Below are 20,020 nucleotides of genomic sequence, written 5' to 3'. Positions count from 1 at the left end.
ATTTAAAGGAGTAGAATATGAGAATATTAGGAATAGATCCTGGATATGGAAGGATTGGTTTTGGAGTTATTGATAAGATTGGAAACACCTTTAAACTAATAGACTTTGGAGTAATAGAAACAGATAAAAATGCAGATTTAAACAAAAGATTACTGGAAATATATGAAAAAATGAATGAGTTAATAAATAAATATAATCCTGATGAAGCTGCTGTTGAAAGTCTTTTTTTCTTTAAAAATGTAAAAACTGCCATTCAGGTTGGCGAAGCACGCGGTGTAATACTGCTAACTCTGCAACAGGCTGGATTAGTTATTGCAGAATATACACCTTATCAGGTAAAACAGGCAATAACCGGTTATGGACGTGCTGAAAAAGGACAGATACAGAGAATGTTAAAAACAATATTTAACCTAAAAAAAACACCAACCCCTGATGATGCAGCAGATGCCATTGCAATTGCCTTTTGTCACGGAAATTATAGACGTTTTTAAGAAAATATGATATAATATTAAAAACATGAATTTCGGGAGGAAATAAAATGAGAGCTAATATAGGAATAGATTTAGGAACTGCAAATACATTGGTCTATGTAAAAGGAAAGGGAATTGTTGTTAACGAACCATCTGTTATTGCTATAGAAAAGGATACAAGGGAAATCTTAACTGTTGGAAAAGAAGCAAAAAAAATGATAGGAAAAACACCTGCAAATATTATTGCCATAAGGCCTTTGAAAGATGGTGTTATTGCTGATTACAATACAGCACTTGCAATGTTAAAATATTTCATAGATGCTTCTGTTGGTTCATTTACATTTTTAAAACCCATAGTTGTTGTTGGTATTCCAACAGATGCAACAGAGGTTGAAAGAAATGCTTTACATAAGGCTACACTGGACGCTGGTGCTGGAAAAGCTTTTCTTATAGAAGAAGCTATGGCAACTGCTATTGGTGTAGGATTAAATGTTGAAGAAGCTTCCGGTAATATGGTTGTAGATATAGGCGGTGGAACAACAGAAATTGCTGTAATTTCCCTTGGAAGTATTGTTCTATCAAAATCCGTTAGAATTGCTGGAGATGAATTAGATGAAGCAATAATAAATTATGTAAAAGAAAAAAGCGGACTTCTTATCGGAGAAAGAACCGCTGAAAGAATCAAGAAAAAAATTGGAAATACCTGGCCAAATGACGAATACGATAATGAAGAAGTTGAAATTATAGGAAGGGATATTTTATCAGGATTACCAAGAAATATTGTATTAAAAGGCTATGAAATCAGGGAAGCTATAAGCAATCCTGTATCAAAAATTGTAGAACAGATAAAATTAACTGTAGAAGAAACTCCACCTGAATTATTAACAGATATTGTTATGAAAGGTATTTACCTTTCAGGTGGTGGTGCTTTATTAAAAGGACTTAAAGAACTTATTGAGCATGAAACAAAAATTAATGTTGTTGTTGCTGAAGATCCGCTTACTGCTGTTGCCAGAGGTGCGGGAATGGTGTTGGATAAGGTTAAAATACTGGATAATCTTTCAAAACTTCATAAATAATTATGAATAGAAAGTTTTTGTATTACTTAATTTCTTTAATACTTTTATCTGTTATATCAACTATATACCCTCATATAAATTTTATTATATCCAGAGTAAATTACCCTCTGGATATTGTTTTTGTTGACCTGCGAAATAATTATCTTTTAACTATAAAAAATAGAGATTATTTAAATATTTTAGAAAATAAAATAGTAGAATCCACGAAAAGCTATTCCATAAAAACTAAAGAAACTAACATATCTTTATCTTTAACCCCTGGAATATATATAAATGAAGATGAACGATATATATATATAAAAAGTTCAAAAAACGTCAGAAAAAACAGTATATGTTTTTCAAAAGAAAATATTATTTCAGGATTTGTGGAAGAAAATTTAAGGGGTGAAATTGTTGTTCAAAAGCTCGGATGGGGAAAAAGAGAATTTTTCGGAAGATATGATGGATACGATATTTTAATAAAGGAAACAGGAAATGGAAATCTTATTATTCATATTCCAGAAGGCATAAAACTTTTTGAAAATGGCAAAAATTATAAGATTTTAATTTCATATAAAAACTGGCTTCAATCAAAAGTTTATATTAAAGGGACCGCATATATAAAATCAAATACTTCTTATTTCTTTAAAAATGACATTCCACAAGCGGATATATTCCTATTTTCAGAATTAGAGGTGGAATAATGGATATTTTATATATAACACTAATGACATTAATTTCCGTTTCCTGGGATAGATGGTTTGGAGACATACTTTTCTTTACCTTTGGTATAGTTTTTTTAATTGTTCAATATACAAAACCCGAAAAGCTGATATTCTTCTCATTTTTATACTCAATAATATACTTTTCCTCCAAATATGATATTGGAGGAATGACAATTGTATTCTTTTTAATCACAATTGCTTCTGGAAAACTCTTGGAATTTTTAGAAAAAAGTTTTTTTAGAAGTATAATAAGCACACTTCCTCCTCTATTTTTTCTGGCATTATTAAACAAAAATTTCTATACACTTATAATCTCTTATATACTAATAGCCATAGCCCATTTTATTATAACCGGAAGGGTTGGAAAAAATGAAAGAATCACGCTTTAGAAGTATAATCTATGTAATATTTATCTCCTTTGCTTTTTTAATAATGAGAAGTGGATATTTGCAAATAATAAACCATAAAAAATATGCCCGTGATGTTGATGAACTAAGTACAAGAATTATCACTCTCAACGCAATTAGAGGAAATATATACGATAAAAACGGAATCTTATTGGCCTGGAATGAAAAGGAGTATGTAATTGAAAATTTCAATGAATCATTTTCTGAAGAAACATATGAAAAATTAAGAAAAGTATTCTCAGAAATCAGTGATTCTCCTGAAACATATATTGATAAACTGCTATTTCAAAAAAAGATTACTGTAAAATTAACACCTGCTGGTATTAAAACACTAAATAATCTTAAAGGTTTTAGAATATCTGAAAAATACGTAAGGAAATATAAAGACAAATCTATATATCCTATTGTTGGTTATGTAAACTCAGATGGAAAACCATTATATGGAATAGAAAAAGTTTATAATGATATTCTTGAAGGAAAACCCGGATATCAAATAGCTAAAATAACCCCAGGCGGTCGTGTAAAAAAAGTTCTCGAAGAAGTATCGCCTATAAAAGGAAAAGATATATATCTTACAATTGATTATAGACTTCAAAAGTTTATATATGATGAAATAGAAAAATATAAAAAACCCGGCGCAGTAATAATGTCAAACCCAAATAATGGGGATATTCTGGCGTTGGTAAGTTATCCTTCTGTAGAACCCAATCTATTCTCTTCAGGACTAACAATAAGGGAATGGAAGAAAATTTTATACGACACAAAGCAACCATTGGTTAACAGGGCTATTTCTACCACTTATGCTCCGGGTTCTGTTATAAAACCTTTTTTTGCGCTGGTTGGATTGGAAGAGGGAATTTCTCCGGAATCCACAATAATGTGTGATGGAAAGTTTGAACTAAAAAATTCTTCAGGAAAAATTATAGCTGAATATTATGATTGGAATATATTTGGTCATGGTATAACAAACCTTGTAAAATCCTTACGTGTATCATGTAATTTATATTATTATGAACTTGGTCTAAAACTCGGTATTGATACAATGAGTTCATACGCCAGTGCATTTAAATTATCCAAAAAAACAAATATAGATTTAACAGGAGAAGTCAATTCAATATTTCCAAGTAGAACATGGAAACAGGAAAAATTCCATCAGGACTGGTATATTGGGGAAACTGTTTTAACTTCAATAGGTCAGGGATATATGCAATTTACTCCAATAAGTATTTTGCGATTATATAATATATTAAGCACACAGGGAAAATACTATAGATTTCATGTAATGGACAAATATATAACAAATATAACAGGAAATTTTAAAAATTTTGAAAAGCATCTTGATTTTTATCATCCAATAAATGAATTTAATTATTTTAATATATTAAAGGGATTAGTTGAAGTTACAACATATCCCGGTGATAGTTCAAACGGCGGAACGGCATATCATGTTTTTAAGGACTTCAAAGAATTAGTTGCTGGTAAAACTGGAACAGCAGAAGTAATGGGAGGAAAATCGCCTCATTCATGGTTTGCCGGATTTATGCCTGCAAACTCGCCAGAAGTATCCATTGTATCCTTTATTGAAAATGGTGGCTACGGTTCCGCAGTGGCTGCTCCAATAGCACGAAAAGCTTTAGAAAAATATCTTTATTTAAAGGGGGAAAACAAAAAATGAAAAAAATTTTAATTTTATCATTGTTAATTCTGTTTGCATTTTCAGTTTTTGGAGATAAATTACTGATATTTAGAAATACTGGAATTATAAGCAAAGAATTGCCATGGACAGAAAATTTTAAGTTTTCTCTGGAAAAAGACCAATCTGTAATCTTCATAGAAAATGCCGAATATTACAGTATATCCTTCCCGGCTCCTGAGGACGTAGCTTTTAGAATAATAGGAAACAATGAAAAACTTCATGAAGCTATAAATGGCAGGGTAAAAATATTAAACCAAAATCCTCTTATAATAGAAGATACATTTAATCCGGCATTTATCTATTACTTTGATAATAATCTAAAAATGTGGTGTAAAACAGAAAAAGAAAATCTCAATAAACTCTTTAATAATAAAATTCTAACTGCAAAAAAGATTAAAGGATTAATATTAATATCCACCCCTATGAAATGGGATATAGTATATGATATGAAAGATGACGGAACATTATATGCAACATATAAAATATCCGGAAGATTAAACCAGGAATACGATACAATACTAATAAATGAAAACTTTACACAAACTGCAAAACCACAAATTAAAGAAAATTATTACTCAAAATCACTTGCAATGGAAAGACCTGTAGAAAACTATGATATACCTCAATTAATTAATGAATCCACAATAATAAACATTGGAAAAATATTGCCTTTTAATGGAGATTTCAATAAAGTAGTTTCACTTGGTAAAATAAAGAAATACGAAGACATACAGTATCTCACATTTGATTTTTATTCTGGTTCAATAAAAAATAGATACCTCGATGTTTTAAGAAGGTTCTTAAATTCAAAAGAAAACGGTTTAGGTGTTCCTCTTATTTCAGGAGATTTTAGAATATACACAAAAAATGGAAAAACAGAATTTATAAACAAAGTTTCAAAGCTTACAAAAACTTCCATAAATGACTATGCTGAAATAAATCTTGGAAAAGGCTGGAATGTAAAAGCCGATATAATACTTTTAAATGAATACAGAACAAAAGATTACATTGAAAAAACATACAGGATAAATCTAACAAACAGCTCTACTACAACTAAAAAATTCAAAATCAAAATAACCGGATATTCTGTAAACCTTGAAAATATAAAATCCAATTTAAATAATATTGAGAAAAAGGTTTTTGGGGATTATATCGAATTATTTGGAGTGATTAAAGATAAAGGATTCATAGAATTAAAATTAAAAGAAAATATAATGAGTTACTAAAATGGCGGTGAAAAAGTGAATTTTATATTTGACCTCGATGGAACATTAATCAATACAGAAAACATTGCAATACCTGCAATAAGACAATTATTAAAAGATCTTGGATATAATCCTAACATTGAAAAAGAAGAAATCTTACAATACATAGGTTATACAATAGATGACATCTTTTATGGTCTTTTAAACACAAAAGACCCCGAAATTATAGAAAAAGCCATAAAATTGCTTGATAAATACGAAATTGAAATAATAGAAAAACTTCCTAAAAATGAAATCTTTTTTGACGGCGCAATCGAAGTACTAAAAACATTAAAAAACGAAAATCACACATTATATATACTTTCCAATTGCAACAAAAAATATTTAAACGCATTGTTGGAAAAAGAATTAAATAAATACATAGATTTCCCACATTGTTCTGAAATGTATAACTGGGCAGAAAAGGATTATGTATTAAAACTAATAACCAACGGGAAGAAAGATTTTGTTATGATTGGAGATAGACATAAAGACGTAGATGCAGCAAAGAAGAATGGAATATTATCTGTGGGTTGTACATATGGCTATGCACTGGAAGAAGTAAAAGATGCAGATTTTATAATATATGACATAAAAGAACTTTTAACAATAAAAAATAAAATAATAGAAAGTGCTTATAATACAATATAAAAAAAATAAAAAGGGCGTTAAGCCCTTTTTATTTTCTTGGTTGAACAACGAACTTTATAGCTGTTCTTTCTTCTGAATCGATTTTTACATCAACAAATGCTGGAATACATACAAGATCAATCCCGCTTGGTGCTACATAACCACGTGCAATAGCAACTGCTTTTACAGCCTGATTAACAGCACCTGCTCCAATAGCCTGGATTTCAGCTTTCCCCTTTTCCCTTATAATTGCAGCTAATGCGCCAGCGATAGCAATAGGTTTTGAGTTTGCAGCAACTTTTAATACTTCTACTTCTGCCATAAATCTTACCTCCCTTTTTTTAATACTATTTCTGCGATTATTGGCGTGTAATGGCGCACCTGGAGGGATTCGAACCCCCAACCTGCGGATCCGAAGTCCGACGCTCTATCCAATTGAGCTACAGGTGCAAGACTTCCTTATATATTATACTGTAAAAATCGAATTTAATCAAGTGATAAAAAGAAAATTTTTGCATACTGTATTCTATTTTCTCATTGAACAATAGAAATTTAATAAGAAGTTTATAAAAAATCTGGTATAATAAAAGTGGGTGATATATATGAAAAAAATACTCTTAATTTCAGATATTCATATTCCAACACGCAGCACGTATTTGCAATTGGAAAAAATTGATTATTCAAAATATGATTATATTATAGCCTCAGGTGATTTTATAGAAGAAGAGGTTATTTTTTATTTTAAAGCTCAGTCACCTGAGTTTATTGGCGTATATGGAAATGCAGATTATTATGATGTAAAATATTCATTACCTGAAAAACGTATTATAAATATTGAAGGCAAAAAAATTGGAATTATACACGGACATCAGGCAGGATGGGGAGACCCTGAGCGTCTTATAAAAAGATTCAGCAATATTGATATTATGATATACGGACATACGCACAGACCTGATGACAGAATAATAAATAATATTAGATGCATAAATCCAGGCGCATTTTGTGAAAACAGTTATGCAATATTGGAAATAGGGAGTGATGAAGTATCTTTGAAATTCCAGAAAATATAGAAAAAAAGGTTGAACAGATCAAAGCAGAAATAAAGGATTTAGTAAAAGACGACATATTATACGTAGCCTTTTCTGGCGGCATGGATAGCACAGTAACAGCATTTTTAGCAAAAGAAGCTTTGGGGAAAAACCGCGTAAAATTAGTAAACGTATTATTTGGTCCATTTGCTTATTCAAAAAGTATAGAATCTGTTTTAAGAACCGCTGAGGATTTGGATCTTGAAATTATATTTACTGACAAGCACATGGCACAATACAAAATAATGAAAAAAGGACCAAACTGTAATCAATGTACTAGAAAACTTAAAATGTCAGGAGTAAAGTCTGTTGCAGGAGATAAACTTGTTGCAACAGGTGCAAATCAATCGGACTCATGGGGAAAAACAGAAATAAAAGTAATGAACAATCTCTATTCACCCATTATTGGCTTAACAAAAGAAGAATTAAGGGAAATTATTAAAATATATAACATTAAAATCAGAAAAGTTGGAGAAAATGCCCATAGAGAAGGTTGTAAATTAAAACATCTCTTAAAATTATTAATAAACATGAATTATCACGGAAGAGCTGTTTCTTTTGCAAATGAAATAATACATGACATTTTAGACAAATATAACTACAAAAGAGAAATTGCTAATGTAAAAATAATAGGTCCTTTATCAAAAAATATTGCTTTAATAAACATAAAACCATATCCACCTGAGGAAATATACAATGAAATTATAGATATCTTAAATTCAGAAAAAAGCATTGATGAAGTCTATATTGTAAACAAGCCTATAAAATTAACAATAAGCGTAAATCCTGGTATATTTAACCATAAAGAATCAAAATATTGGGTAGACAAAGGAAGATTACAACCAGAATTTGCTGCACCAATAGAAATAGAATGGAAAAAAAGTAAAAACGAAAGACTTGCAACATTCCATGTAGTAGATTTTGAATACATGAAATAATTTCAGGAGGGATATTTTGAACTATATTTTGCCTTTGATTTCAGGAATTTTAACTGGATTATCAATGCCGGGAAATTTATCTTCATTTCTCGTCTGGTTTTCTGTTGCTCCATTTATATATTCATTTGTAAACTCAAAAAAAACATTAGAAAGACTGATAAAAGTCTTTTTATATAGTTATTCGTTAATGGTAACCACATTATGGTGGGAAGTACCTGTTTTAACCAAAAACATTCCCGAGGTAATAAAAACATTCCCGGGATATATAGGCTTTTTCTCATATCTGCTTATGATTCTAATACTTACAATTCCATATTATATTATATGGATTTTAGGAGAATTATATTTCAGAAAATCGCGCGTTATAAACAAAACATCTTTAATACTATTTTCTGTATTCTCATATGCAGCAGCTGAAATTTTAAAACAATTTGGAGACCTTGCATTTACAGGTGCAAACTTATCCGATGCGCTTTACATGCACACAGGATTTCTACAAATACTCCCTTTTACAGGTAGTATTGGACTTACCATATTAATATTATTCGTTAATGCATATATTGCATTTTCACCTGAACGCGAAAGACTTAAAATCGGTATTTTTATTATAGGCATACTATATATAATAAACTTTACAATCTCAGAAAAATTACCTATGATAAACACCTCAGAAAATTCCGTTAAAATCAGTGTATTCCAGACAAATGTTCCTCAGGAAGTAAAATACTCAAATGACATGTGGAAATCATATGTTGAAATATCAAAATACATAGAAAAAAGCAAGGATAATTCTGAACTATTAATCCTGCCAGAAGCTGTATTTATAAAAGACATAAGAAACGATGAAATATTCAAAGTCATTAAAGAAGCCATTAAGTTATCAGATAAAAACTGGCTCATGGGTTTTCCCACTGTTGATTATGAAAAACGTGAATATTATAACAGCGCTATATACATAAACAAAAATGGTGAAATAGAAAATATATATAACAAAATTAGATTAATGCCTTTTGCAGAGTTTCTACCATATAAAAGCGTCTTCAGCTTATTTTCTTTCTTTAAATTAGTAAGCTTTTACACACCAGGTGATGAATACTCTATACTCAACTTAAATGGCAAAAAATTCAGTGTTCAAATCTGTTTTGAAACATATTTTCCAGAACTTTCAAGAAACTTCACAAAAAACGGTGCTCAATTCTTAGTCGCCATAAGTAATGATGGATGGTTTTCTCATAAAACAGCTCTACTACAACATTTTTCCAAATCTGTTTTACGAGCGGCAGAAAACAGAAGAACATTTATACAGGTTTCAAATACCGGTATTACCGGAATAGTAGATAAATACGGAAGAATAATAAACACATTACCAACACATACATATAAAGGTGCTCAATTTTCAGTTCCATTAAATAACGAAATTACATTCTATACAAAATATGCAAATATCATAATTGTAATTATCCTTATTTTAGCAATAATCTTTAGTCTTATATAAATAAAATAAAAAGAGGTGAAAAATTTTGCTAAAAAAAGTATTTATAACCACAATGATACTCATTATTTTCCTTTTCTCATTAACCGGATGCGTTAAACCAAAACCTCAACCCTCAGAAGAATTAACCAAAATAATTGTTTATCTAACCGATGCACCAGATGAAAGCATTTCAGAAGCAACTTTAAAGGTCGCATCAATGAAATTAACCTCTGATTCCACCAATATTGAATTATTAAGCAATTATGAAAAAAATTTTCTTACACTTGCTGGAACTCTTGAAAAGATCAAAGAATTTAATATTAACGAAAAAAACTTAAAAAACGCTAAAATTTCTGTAATTCTTTCACCAACGGCAACAATTGTAGAAGAAGATAAAACAAAGAACATATCTATTTCATCAACTGAAATGGATATTACAGTTAATATTGATTCTATAAGTGCCGGAAGAACTTATAACCTAATCATTGATTTTGATATTGGAAATTCATATAATTCATCGCTTGAAGAGTTTTCGCCAATAATACGGGCATGGACTGTTGCAGATACCGAAGCAGATTATAGAACTATAGAAGGACATGTATATGACAATTCAGACTTAGGAGAACTGGCAACCCCAAAACCTGGAAGAGTTGTTTTAATACTTCCAACAGATAATTCAACTGTATTATATTCAACAATTACCAATAAAGATGGATATTTTAAGTTTAATAAAATAAAACTTGGACCAGGAATTTATAATATCGGTGTCGCAAAAAGTAATGCTACTTTTTATTACGAGAATGATCCTGATCTGGGATATTCTTACTATCTTGCAAGATATATTGAATTAGAACCTGCCACCGTTCAAATTAATATTTCAATAGGTGATCAATAAAAACTCTTATATAAAGGGGGAATTCAGGTTGAGAACTTTAAAAGATGTTATTGAAAAAGCAAAAACAGTAAACAAAAAAAGGGTTGTAGTAGTTGGTGCAGAAGATAAAGAGGCTTTAAAGGCTGTTTCTGCCGCATACGACGAAGGTTTTGTAGAACCTGTATTAGTTGGTAACAAAGAAATTATTGAAGAAAATTTAAAGGAATTAGGAAAAGAATTCGATATAATCGACGCAAAAACAGAAGAAGAAGCCGCAGAACAGGGAGTTAGATTAGTTTCTTCAGGTGCAGCAGATATTGTAATGAAAGGTTTAATAAAAACATCAAAATTATTAAAAGCTGTATTAAATAAAGAATGGGGTCTTAGAACAGGAAGCGTATTAAGCCATGTAGCAATAGTTGAAACAGATGCACTTGATTCATTAAAATTAGTAACAGACGGTGGAATGATAATAAAACCTACATTAGATCAAAAGGTTGCTATAATCAACAACGCTGTTGAATTAGCTCATTCAATGGGAATTGAAAATCCAAAGGTTGCATTATTAGCCGCTGTTGAAGTTGTAAATCCAGATATGCCAGAGACAATGGATGCAGCAATTATCACACAAATGAACAAAAGAGGTCAAATTAAAGGCTGTACAGTTGACGGACCTTTGGCATTGGACAATGCATTGAGCGAAATGGCAGCAAAAATCAAAAAGATTAAAAGCGATGTTGCTGGTCATGCAGATATCCTTGTTGTACCAGATATTCATGCTGGTAATGTTCTTGGAAAAGCTGCTGTTTACCTGGCAAACGGTAAAATAGCTGGTCTTGTTTTAGGTGCAAAAGCTCCTATAGTTATTGTATCAAGAGCTGACACAGCCGAGTCAAAACTTGCATCACTTGCACTTGCTGTATTAAAATCAGAAAAATAATTTATAAGTTTAATAAACAAAAAGCCTGATTCATTATGAATCAGGCTTTTTATTATTCTGTTTCAATTTTACTTTATTTAAAAAACACTAATATTGACAAATTCATATAATACGATAAAAAGTAAATTACAAGATTATTTTTAAATTTTTTTGTTAATTTTCAGTTAAATTTTATTTTTATGGTTGAAACCATAGAAAAAAATGATATAATATTATATCGAGAAAAAAGAATTTATTCACATTATGAAAGGAGTGGGATTGTGAAAAAGTTTTTTGTTATTTTACTTTTAATTGGTACCGTTATTGTTTATGCAGAAGGAATTAAAGATTATATCTCTTCTTTCAAAGAAAATAACGTGGATTATCTGTTAAATGAGTTAAGCAGGGAAAAACAACTTATGGAATATGAAAATGCCAGAATCACAGCAGATAGTACTATAGCATTAATAAAAAGTGAAATAATGCATTTAGATAAAACCGGGTATTATTTAAATACACAAAAGGATTTATACAAAAGATTTTTAAATTATCTATTCAATCTTGATGTAACTGCAAGAGATTTAAATATTAAAAAATTAAACTACGAAAATGCTAAATATAACTATGAAAAATCTCAAAAATTATACAATAAAAATCTCATAAGCAAAATAGAATTATTAAATGCTGAATATCAACTAAAAAACGCTAAGTACATATATGATACGATAAATGAAAAATATAACAATATAATAGATGAATTCAAAAAGTTTTGTGGAATTTCGCAAATAAATTTAAATAATATTGTTGTAAATGAGGATAAAATAACCAAAAAACACTTTGATATTAAATCATTAATGAATAATGATATTGATTTAAAAAGGCAAATGCTAAATTATGAAATTCTGGAAGAAGAATTTAATGCCACAAAAGATATTCTAAGCGGATTTGAACTAAAAAAGAAAGAAATAGAATTTAAAAAAGGGCAATATAATCTTTTAAAAGTTAAAAATTTAAAAGAAAAACAAATAAATGACTTAATAAACAGATTTAACAGTTTGCTGAATGAAATTAGAATAAATAAACTTCAACAGGAATATATCAAATTACAATTAAAAAATGCTGAAATGAAATTAAAAAATGGACTTATTGAAAAAACACAGTATAATCAATTAAAGATTGATTATCTTTCCACATTAAATCAAATAACCTTAAAATATAATGAAGTTGTTTCAGTTTATATAGATCTTATATCCTTAGAAGGAAGCGATTTTGAGAGTTGTATTGAAGAAATCATCTCTTTAAATTAATGAGGTGTAGATTATGAAAAAAAGCTTTTTAATTTTATTCTGGACATTATTGACCCTTACAATATTTGCAAATTTCGTTGATAAAATAGTTGAAAAAATAGAAAATGATACTCAATATTTAATGGCTTTAAATTCTTATAATAATGCTTTGAATAATCTAAAAATGGAAGAATCTATCTTAAAAAATATAGGTATCAATGAAGGTGTATTTACAAGCAGATTTTACGACAACAATAATTTTAAGCAACTTGAAATTCCTTTATCTTTAAATATGAAAATTTATGGTTTTGATATTATTGGAACCCTCAAATATACGTCTGATTTTAACAACAATAATAATTCTTACTCTGTTAGCATTTCTAAAAAATTATTTTCTTTTGATGATTTAAATAATATAGATAAAAAGATTTTATTATTATCCACAAAATGGGAATTAAAAAATTTAAAAAATTCTCTATTTATAAATACTTTAAAAAACGCTTATTATTATAATTATTATAGTAATTTATTAAATCTTCAAAAAGAAGCTTTTGAAATAAGGAAACAATTGTTCTATGAGGCTAAAAAGAAGTATGTAAAAGGCATTATTGGAAAAATAGAATATCTAACTCTTCAAAAAAATTATTTAAATGAAAAGATATCTATTAATAATCTGCAGATATCTATTAATAAAATTAAAGAATATAATATCCCCGATGTTATATTAATTGAACTCTCTATACCCTCAACAATAACGGAAATTCCATTAAATAGAGAAGATATAAGAGCTGCTCTTCTTGAAGTTGAAAAAAACAAAGCAAAGCTCAAAAGAAAATTTGTTTATGATCTTCCTGATATAAATATGGGAATTTTAATGAATTATAATAAAAACGATTTAACCAATAGCTATAAAACAGATACAACAATATTTTTAAATTTTTCATACAATATATTTGATAACAACTATCGACAAAATACGAAAAAAAGCATGGATATGGATTATATTATTTCATTAAAAAAATATAAGAACAAATTAAATGCTATTTTCACCGAAATAAAAAACATCCAGGAGAAAATAAATAACGACGAATTACAGCTTAAAAGTATTGATCTTGAAAAGCAGATTTCTGAAATCAATTATGAAACTGCAAAAAAACAATACGAGAAAGGATATTTGAGTTTAAATGAATTAAAACTTGAAAAAATAAATATGTTAAAAACACATTTTGAATATGAAAGAATAAAAGCTGAACTGTTATTTGATAAACTTACATTATATAATGTCCTTGGATATGATATTATAAGTATTTTTGAGGAGGAATTAAATAGATGAAAAGAAAAATAATTGTTATCTCTATTATTTTAGCTCTTATTATGATATTAATATCCTGTAATGCAAATAAAGCTTTTTCAAATATAAATAATGAAATAGAATATGTTGTAAAAAAAGGGGATTTAACGGAATTTATTAATGTAGACGGATATGTATATCCTGAAAATTTCTATATAATATACTCAAAAATAGGCGGAGAAGTAAAGGAAATATTTACTAAAAACGGGCAGTATCTAAGAAAAGGGGATAAAATTTTGAAAGTGGACGATCTTGACTATAAGATTTCCATGTTAAATGCTCAATTAGCTTATGAAGAAGTGAAGGGTACAAATACATTGGAAGAAAAAATTAAAAAATTATCTTATGAAAAAGCTAAACTAAATTATGAAAATACGCTTATAAAAGCTCCTATCAACGGTATAATATTTGGATTAAATGTAAGAAAAGGAGATATTTTGCCTTCTCAACAAAAATTATGCATAATAGCAGATGATTCAACATTAGAATTTATTGGATATATTGACATTTTTGACTATAATAAAATTAAATTAAATCAAAAAATAAAATTAAAAATCAATGGACTTTCCGGGGAATATTTTGAGGGAGTAATTTCCTATATTTCGCCAGGAACTGTTGAAAAAGGTTCATCTGATAAAGTGAAAATAAAAGCGAAAATCATTACTAAAAATAGCGATAAACACAAAAAGATTTACTTTGGAGCAACTGCAGAAGGTGAAATTACAACGTTAAATCTTACAGATATAATAAAAATTCCATCAGATGCTGTAATTTTTGAAAATGAAAAAACCTATGTAAAAATCAAAAATGGTGTTGATGAAAATGGAAATCCAAAAATTGAAAAGAAAGAAATAAAAATAGGATTAATTACTGATGATTTTATAGAAGTAAAAGAAGGATTAAAAGATGGTGATACAATAATGATTAAAGCTGCAGATAAAAATCTTTCCATTTTTTAGAAGGTGAAATAATGGAAAAGGTGATTTTTGAAGTAAAAGATGTTAAAAAGGTCTATAAAATGGGAGAAGTTAATGTAAATGCACTTGATGGGATTAATTTTAAGATAAAAGCTGGAGAGTTTGTTATAATTATGGGACCTTCTGGCTCTGGAAAATCTACAACTCTTCATATAATAGGGTGTCTTGATACTCCAACCTCTGGAAAAGTATATGTAGACAATATGGATGTAAGTAATCTTTCAGAAAAAAAATTAGCCCGTATCAGGCGAGAAAAAATAGGCTTTGTATTTCAACAATTTAATTTATTACCAAAACTTACTGCATTGGAAAATGTTGAATTACCAATGATTTATAAAGGACTTCCATCTTCTAAAAGACGAAAAAAAGCCAAAGAATTATTGGAAATGGTTGGATTAGGTGATAGAATTCATCATAAACCCTCGCAACTTTCTGGAGGACAAATGCAAAGAGTTGCAATTGCAAGAGCACTTGCAAATGACCCACAATATATACTGGCAGATGAACCCACAGGAAATCTGGATTCAAAAAGCGGTGAAGATATTATAAATATATTAAAAGATCTCAATAAATCTGGAATGACTGTAATTATTGTTACACACGATCCTGATTTAGAAAGTCTTGGAACACATAATATTTATTTGAAAGACGGATTAATACAAAAGGAGAGTTTCAAATGATTATAGAAATGATAAAAGAAGCTTTCAGATCATTATTTGGAAATAAAATGCGATCATTTTTATCAATGCTTGGAATAATAATAGGTGTAATGGCTGTTATAGTTGTATTATCTCTTGGAAATGGAGCTACATATTCAGTAAAAAAAGATATTGAATCCATTGGATCCAATATAATTATCGCATATGCTTATTCTCCTAAAGAAAAAATTACTATAAAAGAATTAGAGACTTTCAAAAAAAATTCTCAATATATTTCCGAAATAACTCCTAATATATCAAGTTTTGCAGAAGCATCATACAGAAAAAACAAATTTCCCGGTCAAACATTTGGAACAACAAATGATTTTATAAAATTATATAAATTGGAAATATTACAAGGGCGATTAATAAATGACGCCGATAATAAAGCACGTTTAATGGTTGCTATGATAGGAGAAAATATAGCTCAAAAATTGTTTAAACATGAATTCCCAATAGGAAAATATATAAAATTAAAAATTAAAGACAGAGTTATAAAATTAAAAGTTGTAGGCGTTTTAAAGAAAAAAGACATTAACATGTTCCTCAATGTCGCTAATAGTATCTTTATACCTTATACTACATTAATTGAACGAATTTTAAAAACCAATGCTATAAATGAATTTTTTGCCAAAGCCAAAAATGGAGCAGTTATTGAACAGGCAAAAGCAGAAATTCAATTTTTTCTAAAAAACAAGATAAAAGATAAAAAATACTTTGAAATATACAGTCAAACAGAGATGCTGGGAACTGTTAATGAAATAACAAATATGTTAAATCTTGTTTTTGGTATTGTGGCTGGAATTTCATTGCTTGTTGGCGGTATAGGTATTATGAATATAATGCTCGTTTCTGTTACTGAACGAACTCGTGAAATTGGTATAAAAAAAGCTATTGGTGCTACAAACGCTAATATACTTATGCAATTTTTAACAGAATCAATCTTTTTAACAACAGTGGCTGGAATAATTGGACTTATTATAGGATTATACGTATCAAAAGGTATTGGTATATTAATAAAGATTACTCCGTTCTTTGATATTAATCAGATAATAATGACTGTTCTTATTTCTATGAGTATAGGCCTATTTTTTGGAGTGTCTCCTGCTGTAAAAGCTTCTAAACTTAACCCGGTTGATTCTTTAAGATATGAATAATAAAAAACAACAAAAGCCATATAGGCTTTTGTTGTTTTTTATTATATTTACTAATATTTTTTTAATTCTTCAAATAATAATTTTATAAATTCTTCTCTATTTACCTTCAATGCCCATTTTGAATTTGGTTTTTCAAATTGCCAGTAATCAACTACTGTTTCTCCATATGTCAATTCGCCTTTTACCTCAACCTGAGCATAATATTCTTTGAATTCAAATAACTCCGGTTTTATTAAATAAGCTATTGTACATGGATCATGTAAAGGTGCTCCTTCTATTTTAAAAACATCATAATATGTCTGGTGAAAAAATTCCAATAAAATTCCCATCTTTGATACTATCTCAGAACTGAATTTTTGCATTTCTTTTATTTCATTCATATGTATCTTTGCCTGATGTGTAACATCAAGTGGAAATACTGTAAGGTTAAAACCAGCATTAAAAACTATTTGCGCTGCTTCTGGATCCGCATATATATTAAATTCCGCACGCGGTTTCACATTTCCAAATTCTATTCCTCCACCCATTATTACCAGTTCTTCTACCTGTGAAACTAATTCCGGATAATTCAGAGCAAATTTGGCGATATTTGTTAAAGGACCCACAGCAACAAAGGTTATTTTGCCAGGATTTTCCTTTACCTTTTCAGCCATAAATTCTAAGTAATTTTTCTCTTCAACCTTTTTTGTAGGTAAAGGAAGGTTTGCTCCTTCCAGACCACTTTCTCCATGAATATCCGGTGCCACTATTTGATCTCTTATTAAAGGTTTCGCAGAACCCTGAAAGACAGGAACATTTATTTTTCCCATTTCCGTAAGTATTAATGCATTTCGTGTAGTATTTTCTACATATGAATTACCTGCAACAGACACTATTCCCAATAAATCTATTTTTTCTGAAATACCTGCAAGTAATATTGCCACTGCATCATCGTGTCCAGGATCACAGTCAAGGATTATCTTTCTTTTCACATTTTCCCCCCCAGTCAAATATATATAATAAACAATTATTCTAAATCATCTTTTAATCCTATTGTGTTTAAGATTATCGAGTCTTTTTTTCTCCATTTTTCTTTTACTTTTACATATAAATCAAGATATACCTTATCGTCTAATAAAGCTTCTATGTCCTTCCTTGCAAGCATACCTATCTTCTTTATCATACGCCCATTTTGGCCTATTATAATACCTTTTTGAGACTTTCTTTCAACATATATTTCAGCTCTAATATATACCAGATCCTCTTTATCTGTAATTTCCTCAACAACAACAGCTGTTGAATGTGGAATTTCCTCTGAAGTTAAATGGAAGATTTTCTCCCTGATTAATTCAGAAATCATAAAAGCAAGAGGTCTGTCTGTTGCCATATCTTCTGGATAATATTGTGGACCTTCTGGTAAATTTTCTATTATCTTATCCATAAGGACTTCAAGATTTTCACCTGTTAATGCTGAAATTTTTATTATTTCTATTAAATTTTTTGCATCTTCAAAAGCTTCTTTTATTCTTGTTTCTGCTTCCTGAACCTGCTCTGGTGTTGCTGCATCAATTTTATTTATTACCAATATTGTTGGGATATTTGATTCTTTTATTATTTTAGCTATATTAATATCTGATTCCCTCACCTGATCAATAGGATCAACAAGGAATAAAACCATATCCTGGCTTTTTAAGGCATTAACCGCTATCTTTACCATATATTCTCCAAATTTATGCAAGGGTTTATGAATACCCGGAGTATCTACCAATACTATTTGTGCATTTTCAGTATTTAAGATACAGTTTACCCTATTTCTTGTAGTCTGTGGTTTATCAGAAACTATTACAACCTTTTTCTTCATTAATGCATTTATTAATGTCGATTTCCCAACATTAGGCTTTCCCGCTACAGCAACAAATCCGCTTTTCATTACATCAGCTCCTTTAAGCTTTTCATTATTTTTTCAGTAGCTCTGCAATCATCTTCATTATATGTAATTATTTTATCCAGACTTTCCTTATTTCCACGCAGAAAGTTTTTATACTCAATAAATATTGCATATCCATTGAGGTCTGTTCTCCATTTAAATCCAAAGAAACGACTGATATCCTTTAAAGAGTATGAAGTTACAGGTAATGCCACATTCTTTTGAATCTTTTCATATAAATCATATGACCTGTTTTCAATTTTATCGAGATATTTATATAAATGAGAACGATTCTTGGTAATTAATTGCAATCTTTTTATATCATATACATCATAATGCACAATTATCTCTTTTGTTCCTTTTAAAAATTTCAAAAATTTTTCAAGGTTATCATCTGTATTCTGAACATTTAAAAATGGTTTATATTTTCCCTGATATAATATTCCATGAAGAAAATCAAGTTCTTTATAAGTTTCCACATCATATACTATGTATTTCTCAGGAATATCAAATTTATTTATTATTATAGGTTTATTTTCCATTAATGATTTTAAGTTATATAATGGTTTCCTGAACTGCGGAGGAACCTGCTCAATTCTATTTTTTTCAACTGTTTTTAAAGGATTAATTCCCAGATCCTTTAAAAGATTCAGGTAACTTTTTGAAATACCAGGCACTATATTTAGATTGCCTTTTTCAAGCAATTCTTTGTGACATCTGCTTTTTAATTTACAGAATTTACAATAATTGCCGGGATTTTTTTCATTTAATCGTTTAAAGGTTTCTATTTCTTTTTCAAAAGTTGGAAGCTTTTTTATAATCCATCTTTCTGAAAAATAATGCATTTTGCTTTCTAAGGTTATTTCAACTCCGCGTACTTCTTTACCCTTTTTTTTAAAGTAAAGATATACGCTAATTATATGAAATATATGACTTAGTTTTAATTTTCTTGATTCTCTCGATATCCTTATTACCTTACGTCTTTTATCATAATCATCATAATTGGCTGTAATTTTTACTCCATTTAATTCTATATCAAAGTATTTCCCCGGCCTTTTATAACTTGAAACAAAATACGGACATTTTTTTATATTTTGATAATTTAACAAATCCATTTTTTCA

The 20,020-nt window shown here is 28.9% G+C and carries 21 protein-coding genes and 1 tRNA gene; 17 read left to right on the top strand and 5 right to left on the bottom strand.

The features are described 5' to 3' along the window. The first annotated feature begins 17 nt into the window (after nt 1–17). From ruvC to LN42_RS07255, 7 genes are read left to right on the top strand one after another with little or no spacing between them, the layout of a single operon-like run. The gene (gene ruvC, locus LN42_RS07285) at nt 18–491 is read left to right on the top strand and encodes a crossover junction endodeoxyribonuclease RuvC (protein ID WP_014296876.1); all 474 of its coding nucleotides are present in this window, start codon (nt 18–20) and stop codon (nt 489–491) included. Nucleotides 492–538: 47 nt separating this feature from the next. Continuing rightward, the gene (locus tag LN42_RS07280) at nt 539–1,549 is read left to right on the top strand and encodes a rod shape-determining protein (RefSeq protein ID WP_014296875.1); all 1,011 of its coding nucleotides are present in this window, start codon (nt 539–541) and stop codon (nt 1,547–1,549) included. A gap of 17 nt (nt 1,550–1,566) precedes the next feature. Further along, nucleotides 1,567–2,232, top strand: a complete 666-nt coding sequence (locus tag LN42_RS07275; RefSeq protein ID WP_171814212.1) for a hypothetical protein — start codon at nt 1,567–1,569, stop codon at nt 2,230–2,232. Beyond that, complete coding sequence (locus LN42_RS07270; RefSeq protein ID WP_075780642.1) at nt 2,232–2,642, top strand: hypothetical protein; 411 nt, start codon at nt 2,232–2,234, stop codon at nt 2,640–2,642. Before LN42_RS07275 ends, LN42_RS07270 begins: the two co-directional genes overlap by 1 nt. Then, entirely contained in the window at nt 2,623–4,335 is a 1,713-nt protein-coding gene (locus LN42_RS07265) for a penicillin-binding transpeptidase domain-containing protein (protein ID WP_014296872.1), read from the top strand. The genes LN42_RS07270 and LN42_RS07265 overlap by 20 nt, the downstream gene beginning before the upstream one ends. Further along, nucleotides 4,332–5,582, top strand: coding sequence for a hypothetical protein (locus LN42_RS07260; protein WP_014296871.1), 1,251 nt, complete (start codon nt 4,332–4,334; stop codon nt 5,580–5,582). Before LN42_RS07265 ends, LN42_RS07260 begins: the two co-directional genes overlap by 4 nt. Nucleotides 5,583–5,597: 15 nt before the next feature. Beyond that, entirely contained in the window at nt 5,598–6,251 is a 654-nt protein-coding gene (locus tag LN42_RS07255; RefSeq protein ID WP_014296870.1) for an HAD family hydrolase, read from the top strand. A gap of 28 nt (nt 6,252–6,279) precedes the next feature. On the opposite strand, the gene LN42_RS07250 is transcribed toward LN42_RS07255, so the two are convergent. Together LN42_RS07250 and LN42_RS07245 are read right to left on the bottom strand one after the other, a co-directional pair. Further along, complete coding sequence (locus tag LN42_RS07250; RefSeq protein WP_014296869.1) at nt 6,280–6,552, bottom strand: stage V sporulation protein S; 273 nt, start codon at nt 6,550–6,552, stop codon at nt 6,280–6,282. A 51-nt stretch (nt 6,553–6,603) separates the two neighbouring features. After that, nucleotides 6,604–6,680 (bottom strand) — tRNA-Arg (locus LN42_RS07245). Between the two features lie 152 nt (nt 6,681–6,832). Between LN42_RS07245 and LN42_RS07240 the strand changes: the two genes are divergently transcribed. The 10 genes from LN42_RS07240 (at nt 6,833) to LN42_RS07195 (ending at nt 16,992) form a co-directional block, all read left to right on the top strand. Next, entirely contained in the window at nt 6,833–7,300 is a 468-nt protein-coding gene (locus tag LN42_RS07240; protein WP_014296868.1) for a metallophosphoesterase, read from the top strand. Further along, the gene (locus LN42_RS07235; protein WP_148265158.1) at nt 7,285–8,256 is read left to right on the top strand and encodes an ExsB family protein; all 972 of its coding nucleotides are present in this window, start codon (nt 7,285–7,287) and stop codon (nt 8,254–8,256) included. Before LN42_RS07240 ends, LN42_RS07235 begins: the two co-directional genes overlap by 16 nt. Before the next feature lie 16 nt (nt 8,257–8,272). Further along, nucleotides 8,273–9,751, top strand: coding sequence for an apolipoprotein N-acyltransferase (lnt, locus tag LN42_RS07230; protein ID WP_014296866.1), 1,479 nt, complete (start codon nt 8,273–8,275; stop codon nt 9,749–9,751). 25 nt (nt 9,752–9,776) lie between these two features. Beyond that, on the top strand, nt 9,777–10,625 hold the full coding sequence (locus LN42_RS07225) for a carboxypeptidase-like regulatory domain-containing protein (protein WP_075780640.1): 849 nt from the start codon (nt 9,777–9,779) through the stop codon (nt 10,623–10,625). A 28-nt stretch (nt 10,626–10,653) separates the two neighbouring features. Further along, entirely contained in the window at nt 10,654–11,544 is an 891-nt protein-coding gene (locus LN42_RS07220) for a bifunctional enoyl-CoA hydratase/phosphate acetyltransferase (protein WP_014296864.1), read from the top strand. A gap of 260 nt (nt 11,545–11,804) precedes the next feature. Further along, on the top strand, nt 11,805–12,830 hold the full coding sequence (locus LN42_RS07215; RefSeq protein ID WP_075780639.1) for a hypothetical protein: 1,026 nt from the start codon (nt 11,805–11,807) through the stop codon (nt 12,828–12,830). Nucleotides 12,831–12,843: 13 nt separating this feature from the next. After that, the gene (locus LN42_RS07210) at nt 12,844–14,142 is read left to right on the top strand and encodes a TolC family protein (protein ID WP_075780638.1); all 1,299 of its coding nucleotides are present in this window, start codon (nt 12,844–12,846) and stop codon (nt 14,140–14,142) included. After that, a complete protein-coding gene (locus tag LN42_RS07205; RefSeq protein ID WP_014296861.1) occupies nt 14,139–15,119 on the top strand; it encodes an efflux RND transporter periplasmic adaptor subunit in 981 nt (326 codons plus the stop codon). Before LN42_RS07210 ends, LN42_RS07205 begins: the two co-directional genes overlap by 4 nt. A gap of 11 nt (nt 15,120–15,130) precedes the next feature. Next, a complete protein-coding gene (locus LN42_RS07200) occupies nt 15,131–15,817 on the top strand; it encodes an ABC transporter ATP-binding protein (RefSeq protein WP_014296860.1) in 687 nt (228 codons plus the stop codon). Beyond that, nucleotides 15,814–16,992: an ABC transporter permease gene (locus LN42_RS07195; protein ID WP_014296859.1), complete on the top strand. Its 1,179-nt coding sequence runs from the start codon at nt 15,814–15,816 to the stop codon at nt 16,990–16,992. Before LN42_RS07200 ends, LN42_RS07195 begins: the two co-directional genes overlap by 4 nt. Nucleotides 16,993–17,042: 50 nt before the next feature. Here the strand turns inward: LN42_RS07195 and LN42_RS07190 are convergent, their stop codons facing one another. The 3 genes from LN42_RS07190 to LN42_RS07180 are packed head-to-tail and all read right to left on the bottom strand — an operon-like array spanning nt 17,043 to nt 20,013. Continuing rightward, the gene (locus tag LN42_RS07190; protein WP_014296858.1) at nt 17,043–17,963 is read right to left on the bottom strand and encodes a nucleoside hydrolase; all 921 of its coding nucleotides are present in this window, start codon (nt 17,961–17,963) and stop codon (nt 17,043–17,045) included. Between the two features lie 35 nt (nt 17,964–17,998). Continuing rightward, a complete protein-coding gene (gene era / locus LN42_RS07185; protein ID WP_075780637.1) occupies nt 17,999–18,901 on the bottom strand; it encodes a GTPase Era in 903 nt (300 codons plus the stop codon). Then, nucleotides 18,901–20,013 carry a TM0106 family RecB-like putative nuclease gene (locus LN42_RS07180; RefSeq protein WP_014296856.1) on the bottom strand — a complete coding sequence of 371 codons (1,113 nt, stop codon included), beginning with the start codon at nt 20,011–20,013 and terminating at the stop codon, nt 18,901–18,903. The genes era and LN42_RS07180 overlap by 1 nt, the downstream gene beginning before the upstream one ends. Nucleotides 20,014–20,020: the final 7 nt, after the last annotated feature.

The sequence above is a fragment of the Marinitoga sp. 1137 genome (genome assembly GCF_001941525.1).
Classification (GTDB): Bacteria; Thermotogota; Thermotogae; order Petrotogales; family Petrotogaceae; genus Marinitoga; species Marinitoga piezophila.
This window is presented reverse-complemented; position numbering and strand designations above follow the sequence as displayed.